Here is a 12,851-nt window from a genome sequence, read left to right as displayed (position 1 = left end):
CCAGGGACGCCTTCGCCTGGCCCTCCAGGCGCGGGATCACCCAGGCCTGCGGGTCGGCCTCCTTCAGCTGGTACAGCGAACGGTGTGCGAGGTACTCGCGCATCCGCTCCCAGGTGCCGTCGTGCATCAGCTCGTGGGAGACGCCGCGGCCCTCGACCGGTTCGACGAGCAGGGAGTCCAGTTCGGCGCTCACGTCCTCGGCGCCGGACGCCGCCTCGCGCAGCGCTCCGAGGAACGCCTCCTCCAGCGCGGCGCGCAGGCGCAGCAGGTCCAGATCCCACTCCCGCGTGTCGGGCACGCCACGAAAGCCCCGGTAGTGCGGTTCGTACGCCAGGTACAGGGCCAGCTGGAGATCCTCCCCGAACGGGTCCGCCGAGGCGGCCTCGTCGAGCAGGGGCCCGGCGTCCGGGGGAGAGCCGAGCAGTATGTCGCGCACGGCGCCGGAAAGCGGCCCGCGCGCGGAGGGCAGCTCCGCGACAGCGGTCATTTCTCGTCGTCCTCGAAGTCGTGGATCCGTTCCAGGGGGCGTACGGCCGGTCCCTGGAGCACCTCGCCGTCGATCCCGAACCGCGAACCGTGGCAGGGGCACTCCCAGGTGCGCTCCCCGTCGTTGAACCGCACCAGGCAGCCCAGGTGCGTGCACCGGGCCGACAGGGCGTGCAGCTCACCCGCGTCGTCGCGGTGCACCGCCACATGACGGGCCCCGCTGCGCACCACCGCGCCCGCGCCGGGCGTGATCGCCGAGGCGGGACCACTGCCCGTCACGAACGGCAGCCGGTCGCCCACGAAGTGCCCGGCCGCGGCGGCCTGGAACCGCAGCAGCGACGGAGCCTCCTTGAGCGGCTGGAGGCGTACCGGGTCGTACAGGTCCGCCCACGGCAGCTTCTGTCCGGTGATCCGCGCGGCCAGCAGCTTGCCGGCCATCACCCCGCTCGCCATGCCCCAGCCGTTGAAACCGGCCGCCACGAAGGCGTGGCGCGCACGCGGGTGCAGCGCGCCGACGAACGGCACGCCGTCCGTCGGTTCGTTGTCCTGTGCGGCCCACCGGTGTGTGAGGCGAACGTCGGGGAAGCGCTGCGTGGTCCACTGCTCCAGCCGTTCGTACCGTTCCTCGACACGGCCCGCTCCCGGGGTGAACTTCTCACCGGTCACGATGAGCAGCCGTTCCCCGTCGCCGTACGGAGCGGTCCGCACCGAACGCGTCGATCCCTCGGGCGTCAGGTACATCCCCCCGGGGTCCTGCGCGGCGGGGATCACCCCGGCCACGACGAGCTCGCGGTGCGGCTTCAGGCGGGCGAAGAGCAGCGAGCGGTCGAAGACGGGGTAGTGCGTGGCGACCACGACGTCGCGCGCGGCGACCGTGCGGCCGTCCTCGGTCGTCAGCCGGCACGGCTCGCCCTCGCGCAGCCCGACCACTCTCGTGCCCTCGAAGATCTGCCCGCCGCGCGTCTCCAGATCGGCGAGGAGCGCGTACAGGTACTTGCGCGGATGGAACTGCGCCTGTTCCTCGACGCGCACCGCGCCCGCGACGGGGAACGGCAGCCCCGTCTCCCTCACGTACGACGCGGGCAGCCCCGCGGCGCGTGCGGCCTCCGCCTCCGCCTCGACCGTGACGGCCTCCGCGTGGGTCTCCGCGTAGGTGAACGCGGGGACGCGTTCCAGGTCGCAGTCGATCCCCAGCTCCTCGCACACGGCCACCACGTGGCCGATGGCGTCCTGCTGCGACCGTGCGTACAGCGCGGCGCCCTCCCGGCCGCGGGTGCCGCGCAGCCGCTGGTAGACGACGCCGTGCAGAGCCGAGAGCTTGGCCGTGGTGTTGCCGGTGACCCCCGCGGCGACGCGGTCCGCCTCCAGCAGGGCGACGCTCTTCCCGGCCCGGGCGAGCTCCCAGGCCGTACAGATCCCGGCGATGCCCGCGCCGATCACCGCCACGTCCACGTCGAGGCCGTCGGGCGGCGGGGGGTACGCCGGGGCGTCGCCGTACTCCATCCAGTACGAAAACGGGCGGTCGGGGACATCCCTCATTAGCTGCTCCTTACGGCGGTGGCCGTTATGACCAGGGCACTTTGAGGTACCCCCGTCCCATGCGCCTACTCAGACCACCTGGTGTCTACGCCCCACTGGAAGACACCGAACTCCTCGCACGGGTGACGCGGGAAGAACCGCGGACGCCCGGAGCCGACGTGCTCGACGTCGGCACGGGCACCGGTGCCCTCGCCCTGGTGGCCGCCGAATGCGGCGCCGCCAGCGTCACCGCCACCGACCTGTCGCGCAGAGCCGTCCTCGCGGCCCGGTTCAACGCCCGGCTGCGAGGACATCCGATCCGGGTGCACCGCGGAGACCTGCTGAGTGCGCTCGCGGGGCGGAGCTTCGACCTGATCCTCTCCAACCCACCGTACGTCGCCTCGCCCGGCGGCGTTCCGGCGCGCGGCGCCGACCTGGCCTGGTGGGCGGGCGCCGACGGGCGGGCCGTGCTGGACCGGCTGTGCGTCCAGGCTCCGCCCCTGCTGCGCGGCGGCGGCGTACTCCTCCTGGTGCAGTCCGCCCTGTCCGGGGTGGGGCAGACGGTCGAGGCCCTCACCGCCCAGGGGCTGCGGGCGGAGCCGGTGGCGCGGGAGACCGTCCCGTACGGCCCGGTGATGCGCCGGCACGCCGCGTGGCTGGAGGCCCAGGGTCTGGTGGACCCGGGCGAGACGAAGGAGGAACTGGTGGTGATCCGTGCCCGGCGGGACTGAGAGCCGCGAGACAGTGCCCGGCACGTGCCCGGCCCGGCGGGTCGTCGTCGATCCCGAGGGCCCGGTGCTGGTGGAGGGGCCGGTCGAGATCACGCTGGCGGACGGCACGACGGCCCGCTCCGACCGGTTCATGGTGGCCGTCTGCACATGCCGGCGCAGCCGCAGCTACCCCTGGTGCGACACCAGTCATCGCCGCCGCAAGGTTGCCCGCCCCGCGCCCGGGTACTCGACGGGCTCCAGCGAACGGACCGTCACATCGGGAGGGACGATGGCGACCGCACGCCAGATCATGACCGAGGGCACCCAGTGCGTGGGCGAGCAGGAGACGCTCGGGGACGCGGCCCGCACGATGACGCGGCTCGGCGTGGGCGCCCTGCCGGTCTGCGGGAGCGACGACCGGCTCAAGGGCATGGTGACCGACCGCGACATCGTCGTGCGGGCCCTCGGCGCGGGCAAGGACCCGAACACGACGAAGGCAGCCGAACTCGCCCAGGGGGACGTCGTGTTCGTACGGGCCGACGACAGTGTGGAGGAGGTGCTCCGCACGATGACGCGGCACAAGGTGCGCAGGCTTCCGGTCGTCGACGACCACCGGCTGGTCGGGATGATCGCCCAGGCCGACGTGGCCAGGGCGCTGCCCGACCCACGCGTCGGTGAACTCCTGGAGGCGCTGTCCACCGACTGATCATGGGCGAGATTCTCGTGGGCACCTGTTCGTGGACCGACCCGGCCCTGGTCTCCAGCGGCTGGTATCCGAAGGGTGCGAGGGGAGCCGAGGGGCGGTTGCGGCACTACGCCTCCCGGTTCCCCGTCGTCGAGGCGGACAGTACGTTCTACGCGCTGCCCGCCGAGCGCGTCAGCGCGCTGTGGGCCGAACGCACCCCCGACGGCTTCCTTTTCGACGTGAAGGCGTTCGCTCTGCTCACCGGCCACGGTGCCCGGGTGGGCGCGCTGCCGGAGCCGCTGCGGCCGACCGGCGCCGCATCGGGCGCGTGGGTGCGGAAGTCGCAGATGCCGCCGGGCGTGGTGGAGGAGCTGTGGGAGAGGTTCAGGGCCGGTGTCGCGCCACTGCGCGACGCGGGCCGGCTGGGCAGTGTGCTGTTCCAGTTCTCCCCCTGGTTCCGCCCCGGCGCCCGGGCGCAGGCGTACATAGAGGAGTGCGCGGAGCGTGCCGGGGCGCCGATCGCCGTGGAGTTCAGGCATCCGCAGTGGCTGGCGCCGGACCGTATCGCCGAGACGACGCGCTTCCTGCGCGAACGGGGCATCCCGCTGGTGGCCGTCGACACGCTCCAGGGGCTGCCCGATTCGGTGCCGCCCGTCGCGGAGGCGACGGCCCCCGGGCTCTCGGTCGTACGGTTCCACGGACGCAGCCCGCACTGGGGCACCGGCACCAAGGAGAGCAAGTACCGGCACGACTACACCCGGGAGGAGCTCAGCGGCTGGGTGCCGCGCGTGCGCGCGCTCGCGGAACGAGCCGAACAGGTCCACGTGCTCTTCAACAACTGCTGTGCGCGGGCGTCGGTCGAGGCGGCCGAGACCATGTCCGGGCTGCTGGCGGAGGGGCGGAGCCGGCGCGACGAAGGCGATCGGGTGCCGGAAGCCCTTCCGGATTCTTGAAACGCGTTCTAGTCTGTGCGCCGCCGTAGGGAACGCGACACCCTGGAGGGGCCGTGCACCTCGCATACACGCCTGAGCAGACGCGGTTGCGCGCCGAACTGCGTGCGTACTTCGCCGAGCTGGTTCCCGGCAACGCCTACGCACGGTACGGCGAACCGGCGGCCCAGAAGCGCTTCTACCGCGACACCGTCCGCCGCCTCGGAGCCGACGGGTGGCTGGGCGTCGGCTGGCCCGAGGAGTACGGCGGACGCGGCCTCTCGCCGGTGGAGCAGTTCATCTTCTTCGACGAGGCCGCCCAGGCCGGCGTACCGCTGCCGCTCATGGCCCTCAACACGGTGGGCCCGACCATCATGGCGTTCGGTACGGACGAGCAGAAGGCGTACTTCCTCCCCAGGATCCTCGCCGGGGAGATCGACTTCGCGATCGGCTACAGCGAGCCCGACGCGGGCACCGACCTCGCCGCCCTGAAGACCCGCGCCGTACGCGAGGGCGACGAGACGAGCGGCCACTACGTCGTCAACGGGCAGAAGATCTGGACCACCAACGGGGACACCGCCGACTGGGTCTGGCTCGCCGTCCGCACCGATCCGCAGGCACCGCCGCACAAGGGCATCACCATGCTGCTCGTGCCGACGAGCGACCCCGGCTACTCCTGCACCCTCATCAACACCCTCGCCTCGCACGACACCACCGCCAGCTATTACGAGAACATCCGTGTCCCCGTCTCCCGCCGCGTCGGCGCCGAGGACAAGGGCTGGCGCCTGATCACCAACCAGCTCAACCACGAACGCGTGACCCTCGCCGCGCACGGCACCATGGCGATCCGCGCCCTGCACGACGTGCGGCGCTGGGCCGCGGACACCGAACTCGCCGACGGTCGCCGCGTCATCGACCTCGGCTGGGTGCGCGGCCGCCTCGCGCGGACCCACACCAGGCTCGACGCGATGAAGCTCCTCAATTGGCAGATGGTGTCCGCCCTCCAGCACGCCACGCTCACCCCGCAGGACGCCTCCGCCGTGAAGGTCTACGGCTCGGAGGCCCGCCGGGACGCGTACGCCTGGCTGATGGAAGTCGTCGGCGCGGCCGGCCCGTTGAAGGAGGGCTCGGCGGGCGCGGTCCTGCACGGCGAACTGGAACGCGGCTACCGCAGCGCCGTCATCTTCACCTTCGGCGGCGGCAACAACGAGATCCAGCGCGAGATCATCTCCTGGATCGGCCTGGGCATGCCACGGGTACGCCGCTGACCCGCCGCCGGCCGTAATCCCTGAACTCGGCGCGGGCGCGGAGCAGAGCCGGCCGCGCACGACGGGCCGGGGGCCGCTCGGCCGGGCGGAGGGCTGAGCGGCCCCCGCCCGGTGCCGCACGAGGCGTGACGGGGGACGGGGGCCGCCGGGCCCGCCCGCCTAGTCGCGGAGGCTGAAGTCGTCCTTGCGGACCACGCACAGACCCCAGATGACGAAGGTGTACAGCGCGATCGCCAGGATCGACCAGACCGGGTAGTACGGCAGCGACAGGAAGTTGGCGATGATGAGCAGCCCCGCCAGCCCGACGGCCACGACGCGCGCCCACACGGCGGCCTTGAACAGGCCCGCGCTGACGAGGATCGCCAGGATGCCGAAGATCAGGTGGATCCAGCCCCAGCTCGTGAGGTCGAACTTGAAGACGTAGTTCGGTGTGTTGACGAACACGTCGTCCTCGGCGATGGCCATGATGCCGCGCAGGACATCGAGGACTCCCACGACGAACAGGAGGACGGCGGCGAACACCACCGGCCCCGTGCCCCTGCCTGTCGCCGTGTCGGTGCGGTGCTCATGGATGGAGGTCATCATGCCTCGATTCGGGTTCGCTCACGGCGGGGCGCTCTGTGTCCGAGCTGCTCCGCCGCGGGGCGTTCGTGACGGGGGAGCGCTTCACTTGCCGAGCCGCCGTCATGGGGCTTCGGTGCATCTTGCCCTCCCTGACGGGTGAGTCGGCCTCGCCTGCCCGGCGGGTCTCCTTGTCCTGGCCGGGTACCGAACCGACGACCGTCGGCGGGCTGCGGCGCTGCTTCCAGCAAAGCGCACATCCCCGCGGGCGGCACCCCGGCCGCCCCCCACCAGCGCCGACGGGCCGGGGGGCCGTTCTCCTCCCCAGGCCGCGCCGGGGCCGCTTCCTGAACGCCGCGTACGGCTGCCCCGAGCGTCCCGGGCCTCTTCGCGACGTGGGAGGCGATACCGCTGACCGGGTGCCGCCGACCGGTCCGTCAGCCCGCCTGCGCGGGGACGTGCCCGTCCTTGATCGCGTCCAGGAGAGCCTGATGGTCGCGCTCGTTCTGGTCGGCGTACTGCTCCGCGAACGCCACCAGAGCGCGGTCGAAGACGTCACCGCCGCCGAGGTAGGCGGCGATGGCGATGCGGTCCCCCGACCGGGCGTGGGCGCGGGCGAGGGTGGCCCCGCACAGCTCGCCGAACACCCGCATGCCCCGGGGGACCATCAGCGCCGGTTCCGGTACGTACTTCCAGTCCCGCAACTGCCGTACGTAGAAGTCCCGCTCGCGGCCGTCGATCCCCTGGACCCTTTCCCAGCCGAGGAAGATGTCGCTGGCGGCCTGCATCAGCCGCTGCCCGGCGACCACCCGCTCGCCCTGCGTGGCGAACCGGGTGCCTCCCAGGTGGGGGGTGAGAACGGAGTCGCCGGCCTCCTTGGCCTGGAGGAACAGCGGGTCCCCACCGTCCCGGCCGAGCAGCAGCACGATCCAGCAACGGGTGCCGACACTGCCGACCCCCACCACTTTGCGCGCGACGTCCACCGGGGTGAACTCCTGGATCAGGTGCTGGCGGTCCGTCGGCAGGCTGGTGCGGTAGCGGTGGATGAGGCTGCGGATGTTCTCCTCCAGCGCGTCGCGCTCGACATCCGGCAGCAGATCGGCGATCGGTGTGATGATCGGAGGAGCAGCGACGATCCGTCGCTCTCCGTCAACCACGCGCGTCAGCTTCTCGAACGCCTGGAGACTGTCGCGGGTGCGCGCCTTCCCCAGCGACCGTGACACCCGCTCGCGCCCCTTCCGGTGCAGCCGCCCGGACGCCAGGGCTGTCAACTGGGCGGCGTCGAACCGGGCGTACCACACATCGAGCGTCCGCATGCCGGCGAACCGGCGCATCTGCTCGCGGTAGGACCGCACGGCCGAGCGGACTACCAGGCCGCGCTGGCGATCCGTGAACCCGTTCTCCCGCCCGGCGATCACCAGGCTCACAGCCAGGCGCTTCACGTCCCATTCCCACGGCCCCGGCAGCGTTTCGTCGAAGTCGTTGATGTCGAACAGCAGGTTCCGCTCCGGGGAGGCCAGCAGGCGGAAATTGAGCATGTGCGCGTCGCCGCACAGCTGGGCCCGCAGACCCGAGTCGGGAGTCGTCGCCAGATCGCCCGCCATGACCGCCGCCGCGCCCCGGTAGAAGCGGAAGGGTGACTCCGCCATCCGCCCGTAGCGGATCGGCACGAGCTCCGGCACCCGCGTCGCGGACTGCCTCTCGATCGTGACCACCGGGTCCTGCCGGTGCCGGGAGGGCGCGAACTGCGCATGGGCCGACCGGGGGGCACGCGCTCGCGCCGCCCTGCCCCGGGCCGCCCGCTCCTCGGGGGAAAGCCGCACATTCCGTGTGACGGTCGCCGGATCCCGCTTCATCGCGCACCTTCCCAGCAGCGTGGTCACCGCACACGCGGTGAGGGGGCGTCGGCCGCGGCGCCCCGTCTCAGGAAACCCCACATCGCGCAGGTCGGCACGGCGGTGCCGATCCGCCGGCCGCCCGAGTGCGCACAGGCCGGAAGGCCGTGGCGCCGACGACGTCCTCCACGCGGCCCCGCGCCCGTTGCCCCCAGTGGGCGCGCGCACTGCCGCGGCGGCGCGTGGCCCGAGGCGCGTACGCCTCACTGCCTCCCCGCGCCTCCCCCGCGCGCGGAGCGGTACGGACGCCCCGCGCGGCCCCGGAAACGGCCGTCCGCCCGCTCGCACCGACCGGAAGATCCCCGCACCGCGGCCCGTCCCGCGGGCGGCGGCGCCCGGCGCCCGGTCACATTCTGAACGCAATGGCCGGCACCGGCCCCGACGCGCGCCCCGCACCGTACAAACTCCGCAGACAGGCGGCCATACTGGACGGGCCGGGGAGGGCGCAGCGGAGTGACGGGGGCGACAGTACGCGATGGCGGACACCAGGCTGATCCAGGGCCGGTACCGGCTGCTCGATCAGATCGGGCGCGGGGGCATGGGCGAGGTGTGGCGTGCCCACGATGAGTCCTTGGGGCGGAAGGTCGCCGTCAAGTGCCTCAAGCCGGTGGGACCCCAGCACGACCCGTCGTTCACCGGAGTGCTGCGGGAACGCTTCCGCAGGGAGGCGCGCGTCGCGGCCGCTCTGCAGCACCGGGGCGTCACCGTCGTCCACGACTTCGGCGAGCACGACGGCGTGCTGTACCTCGTCATGGAACTGCTCGACGGACGCAACCTCAGCCAGCTTCTGGAGGACAACAAGGCGCACCCGCTGGAGGTCGCCGACGTCGTCGACATCGCCGAGCAGGTCGCCTGGGCGCTCGCCTACACGCACGAGCAGGGCATCGTCCACCGGGACCTCAAGCCGGCCAACATCATGCGGCTCGCCGACGGCACGGTGAAGATCTGCGACTTCGGCATCGCGCGCCTGGGGCACGACATCGGTTTCACCTCCCGGCTCACCGGCACGGGCATCGCCATGGGCACCCCGCACTACATGTCGCCCGAGCAGATCAGCGGCGTCGAGGTCGACCACCGCAGCGACCTCTACTCGCTGGGCTGCGTGCTGTACGAGATCGCCACCGGCGTGCCGCCGTTCGACCTCGACGACGCCTGGGCCGTCCTCGTCGGCCACCGGGACACGCAGCCGCAGCCGCCGCGCATCCACCGCCCGGAGCTGCCCGCGTTCTTCGACCACGCCGTCCTCGACCTGCTCGCGAAGACCCCCGAGGAACGTCCGGCCGACGCCAGGGAACTGGCCCACCGTCTGACCGCCGGCCGCTCGTCGGGTCCCGTCGCCGTACTCGCCCCCGGGCCCGGGGCGGGACGGCCGCAGCAGCCGCCGTCCCGCGCCCCGAGACTGCCCTCCTGGACACGCGGCATGACCACCGGTCACAAGGCGAGCGGCACCTGGGCGCTGCCCGCGACCCCGCCCGACCACTCCGCGGGGCTGACGGGGGAGTGGACGACGGGGGCCGGCCTGCGGGCGCCCGCCGCGGTCCCCGCCGGGCGCCGGCCGGAGCGGCCCACACCTACGCCCGAGGCGCTCGCGGTATTGACCAGCAGGCACAACGCCGGACTGAGCCTCGGCCGCCTCGGCCGCTGGAACGAGGCCGGCGAGGTGCACCGCGCGGTCGCCGCCGAACGCGAGCACGCCCTGGGACCCGACCACCCCGACACCCTCGCCAGCCACTACGAGGTCGGCTTCACCCTCAGCAGGACCGGCCGCGCCGCCGACGCCCTGCGCGAGTTCGGCAAGGTCGCCGAGGGCCGCGAGCGCACCATGGGCGCCGACCATCCCGAAACCCTCGCCGCGCGCCAGGAGACGGCGTACGTGCTCGGGCAGCTCGGCAGGCACTTCGAGGCGCACCAGGTGTACGCCGCCGTCCTCGCCTCCCGGGAACGCACGATGGGGGCCGACCACCCCGACACGCTGCGGTGCCGGCACAACCTGGCGTTCAACCTGAGCAGGCTGGGCCGCCTGGAGGACTCGTACCGCATGGCGCAGGACGTGGCGCAGGCCCGCGCCCGGGTGCTGGGTGCGACGCACCCGGACACGCTCGTCACGCGGTACGAGGTCGCGTACGCGCTCGGGCAGCTCGGACGCTGGACGGAGGCCCTCCAGACCTACCGGGAGGTCGCCCAGGCCCGTGCGCAGGCACTCGGCCCCGACCACCCCGACACGCTGGCCGCCCGCTACGAGGTCGGCATCAGCCTGGGGCGGCTCGGCCGCAGCGCGGAGGCGCTGGAGCACTACCGGGCCCTCGTCGACGACCGCACCCGGGCGCAGGGGCCCTCCGATCCCGAGACGCTGCGCGCGCGGCACGGTCTCGGCGTCAACCTCGGCCGGCTCGCCCGCTGGGAGGAGGCGCTGGCCGAGGCCCGCGACGTGTGCGCGATCCGCGAACGCGTCCTGGGCGCCGACCACCCGGACACGCTCGTCAGCCGCCGGGAGGTGGCCGTCGGCCTCGGCTGGCTCGGCCGCTGGTCGGACGCGCTCACCGTCTACCGGCAGGTCGCCGAGGCCCGCGAACGCGTCCTGGGCGCCGACCATCCCGACGCCCTCGCCAGCCGCAACGACGAGGCACACTGCCTGGAACAGCTCGGACGCGGCGCGGAGGCCGTGGAGCTGTACCGGCGGGTGGCGGCGCTGCGGCAGCGGCGCGGAGCCCAGGGCCCCTGACCCGTTCCCGGGAACGAACGGACCGGTACCGCAGACCGCGACGACAGGAGTGCGCACGCCATGCCCGTACAGGACAGCTACGACGCCGTGATCGTGGGCGGCGGCCACAACGGCCTCGTCGCCGCGGCCTATCTCGCCCGCGCGGGCCGCTCCGTGCTCGTACTGGAACGCCTCGGCCACACCGGGGGCGCGGCGGTGTCCACCCGGCCGTTCGCGGGAGTCGACGCCAGGCTCTCGCGCTACTCGTACCTCGTGTCGCTGCTGCCCCGGCGGATCGTTCGCGACCTGGGGCTGGACTTCGCCGTGCGCAAACGCACCGTCTCCTCGTACACGCCGAGCGGGCGCGGCGGACTGCTCGTCGGCGGCGGCGAGGACCGGACCCGGGAGTCGTTCGCCCGGCTCACGGGCGGCGAAGCGGAGTACGCGTCGTGGCGGTCCTTCTACGCCCTCATGCGGCAGGTCGCCGAGCGTGTCTTCCCCACCCTGACCGAGCCGCTGCCCACCCGGGACGCGCTGCGCGCCCGCATCGGCGACGAAGCGGCCTGGCGGATGCTGTTCGAGGAGCCCATCGGCGTCGCGATCGAGGAGTACTTCGCGGACGATCTCGTACGGGGCGTGGTCCTCACCGACGCGCTCATCGGCACGTTCGCCGACGCCCACGACCCGACCCTCGTCCAGAACCGCTGCTTCCTCTACCACGTGATCGGCGGCGGCACGGGTGACTGGGACGTGCCCGTGGGCGGCATGGGGGCGCTCACGGACGCGCTCGCGAAGGCGGCTGTGTCCGCCGGCGCCGAGATCGTCACCGGCCACGAGGCGACCCGTGTCGACACCGACGGCAAGTGTGCCGAGGTGGCGTTCCGCAGCGACACGGGCGAGGGCACTGTCGCGGCGCGGCACGTTCTCGTGAACGCCTCGCCCGACGTGCTGGCGACACTCCTGGGCGACGCGTCCTCGCCCGCGCACCCCGCCGAAGGGGCGCAGCTGAAAGTCAACATGCTGCTGCGCGGGCTTCCGCGTCTGCGCGACCGTTCCGTGGAAGCGAAGGAAGCGTTCGCGGGAACGTTCCATGCCGCCGAAGGGTACGGCCAACTGGCGGCCGCGTACGGTGAGGCCGCGTCGGGGCGGCTGCCGAGCGCACCGCCCTCGGAGATCTACTGCCACTCCCTGACGGATCCCTCGATCCTCGGCCCGGAACTCGCCGCACAGGGCTACCAGACCCTCACCCTGTTCGGCCTGCACACCCCCGCCCGGCTCTTCGCGGGGGACAACGAGGCGACCCGCGCCGAACTCCTCGCGGCCACCCTGGCGCAGCTCGACACGTACCTCGAAGAGCCGCTTGCCGACTGCCTCGCGCTCGACGCGAACGGCGCCCCGTGCATCGAGGCGAAGACCCCTGTGGACCTCGAAAGGGAACTGCGGCTGCCGGGCGGCAACATCTTCCACCGCCCGCTGTCCTTCCCGTACGCCGACGAGCCGGAAGCCGCCGGCCGCTGGGGCGTCGAGACGGCGCACGCCAATGTCCTGCTGTGCGGGGCCGGCGCCGTCCGGGGTGGTGGAGTGAGCGGCATTCCCGGTCACAACGCGGCGATGGCGGTCCTGGGCCGCTGAGGGCCGGGCGCGCGGGCCCGGTCCCCGCCCCGTCGCGCTCAGTTCTCGGACGCCGCCCAGCCGATCGCCTCGACACGGGCGGCGTCTCCGGGCCTGGCCTCGTCGAAGAGGGTGCGGCGGCCGTCGTCGACCCGCAGCCCGTCGACGTACGCCCCGCGTCCGACGTACAGCGCGTCGGTCAGGCAGCGCCACCGCAGCCGCACCTGCTGGCCGCGCCACCACGAGAGGTCGGCGTCCAGCCGGTGCCAGACCCGTCCGGACCATCCGGTGACCGCGCCCGCCGGGTGCGACCGCGGCTCCTGCCCCTTGCGCACGGTCGTGAACGGCACCGCCTGCCACGTGGCGCCCGCGTCCGCCGAGGCCTCCAGGAAGAGGCGGTCGGATCCCGGCTCGGTGTCCCACCACAGCAGGCAGCGCAGTCGGGGAGGCCCCGAGGCGGTGGCGGACGCGACAGCCGGAGCGGGGG

Annotated in this window: 9 protein-coding genes and 3 pseudogenes; 7 read left to right on the top strand and 5 right to left on the bottom strand. The window is 73.1% G+C overall.

Going from position 1 to position 12,851, the window contains the following annotated elements; all coding sequences use genetic code 11:
- Positions 1-487: pseudogene (locus tag E2E34_RS22815) on the bottom strand (iron-containing redox enzyme family protein); the annotation flags it as partial.
- Complete coding sequence (locus E2E34_RS22810) at positions 484-2,025, bottom strand: FAD-dependent oxidoreductase (RefSeq protein ID WP_138903783.1); 1,542 nt, start codon at positions 2,023-2,025, stop codon at positions 484-486. The pseudogene E2E34_RS22815 and the gene E2E34_RS22810, both read right to left, overlap by 4 nt.
- Before the next feature lie 59 nt (positions 2,026-2,084).
- Here E2E34_RS22810 and E2E34_RS22805 point away from each other — a divergent pair, with 59 nt between their 5' ends.
- From E2E34_RS22805 to E2E34_RS22790, 5 genes and pseudogenes are all read left to right on the top strand, one after another.
- Positions 2,085-2,735, top strand: coding sequence for a HemK2/MTQ2 family protein methyltransferase (locus E2E34_RS22805; RefSeq protein WP_138903782.1), 651 nt, complete (start codon positions 2,085-2,087; stop codon positions 2,733-2,735).
- A pseudogene (locus tag E2E34_RS37165) lies at positions 2,719-2,916 on the top strand (CDGSH iron-sulfur domain-containing protein); the annotation flags it as partial. The gene E2E34_RS22805 and the pseudogene E2E34_RS37165, both read left to right, overlap by 17 nt.
- Positions 2,917-3,003: 87 nt before the next feature.
- Positions 3,004-3,420 carry a CBS domain-containing protein gene (locus tag E2E34_RS36625; RefSeq protein ID WP_167518356.1) on the top strand — a complete coding sequence of 139 codons (417 nt, stop codon included), beginning with the start codon at positions 3,004-3,006 and terminating at the stop codon, positions 3,418-3,420.
- Positions 3,421-3,422: 2 nt separating this feature from the next.
- Entirely contained in the window at positions 3,423-4,352 is a 930-nt protein-coding gene (locus tag E2E34_RS22795; RefSeq protein WP_138903780.1) for a DUF72 domain-containing protein, read from the top strand.
- Positions 4,353-4,405: 53 nt separating this feature from the next.
- Complete coding sequence (locus tag E2E34_RS22790) at positions 4,406-5,596, top strand: acyl-CoA dehydrogenase family protein (RefSeq protein WP_138903779.1); 1,191 nt, start codon at positions 4,406-4,408, stop codon at positions 5,594-5,596.
- 159 nt (positions 5,597-5,755) lie between these two features.
- On the opposite strand, the gene E2E34_RS22785 is transcribed toward E2E34_RS22790, so the two are convergent.
- Positions 5,756-6,178, bottom strand: coding sequence for a DUF7144 family membrane protein (locus E2E34_RS22785; RefSeq protein ID WP_244315990.1), 423 nt, complete (start codon positions 6,176-6,178; stop codon positions 5,756-5,758).
- Between the two features lie 416 nt (positions 6,179-6,594).
- Positions 6,595-8,013 carry a DUF2252 domain-containing protein gene (locus tag E2E34_RS22780; protein ID WP_138903777.1) on the bottom strand — a complete coding sequence of 473 codons (1,419 nt, stop codon included), beginning with the start codon at positions 8,011-8,013 and terminating at the stop codon, positions 6,595-6,597.
- Positions 8,014-8,527: 514 nt separating this feature from the next.
- Here E2E34_RS22780 and E2E34_RS22775 point away from each other — a divergent pair.
- Together E2E34_RS22775 and E2E34_RS22770 are read left to right on the top strand one after the other, a co-directional pair.
- A complete protein-coding gene (locus tag E2E34_RS22775) occupies positions 8,528-10,774 on the top strand; it encodes a serine/threonine-protein kinase (protein ID WP_138903776.1) in 2,247 nt (748 codons plus the stop codon).
- A 60-nt stretch (positions 10,775-10,834) separates the two neighbouring features.
- Complete coding sequence (locus E2E34_RS22770; RefSeq protein WP_138903775.1) at positions 10,835-12,385, top strand: phytoene desaturase family protein; 1,551 nt, start codon at positions 10,835-10,837, stop codon at positions 12,383-12,385.
- Between the two features lie 38 nt (positions 12,386-12,423).
- On the opposite strand, the pseudogene E2E34_RS22765 reads toward E2E34_RS22770, so the two are convergent.
- Positions 12,424-12,851: pseudogene (locus E2E34_RS22765) on the bottom strand (serine hydrolase); the annotation flags it as partial.

Source organism: Streptomyces albidochromogenes, from assembly GCF_005981925.1.
Taxonomy (GTDB): Bacteria; Actinomycetota; Actinomycetes; order Streptomycetales; family Streptomycetaceae; genus Streptomyces; species Streptomyces albidochromogenes.
This window is presented reverse-complemented; position numbering and strand designations above follow the sequence as displayed.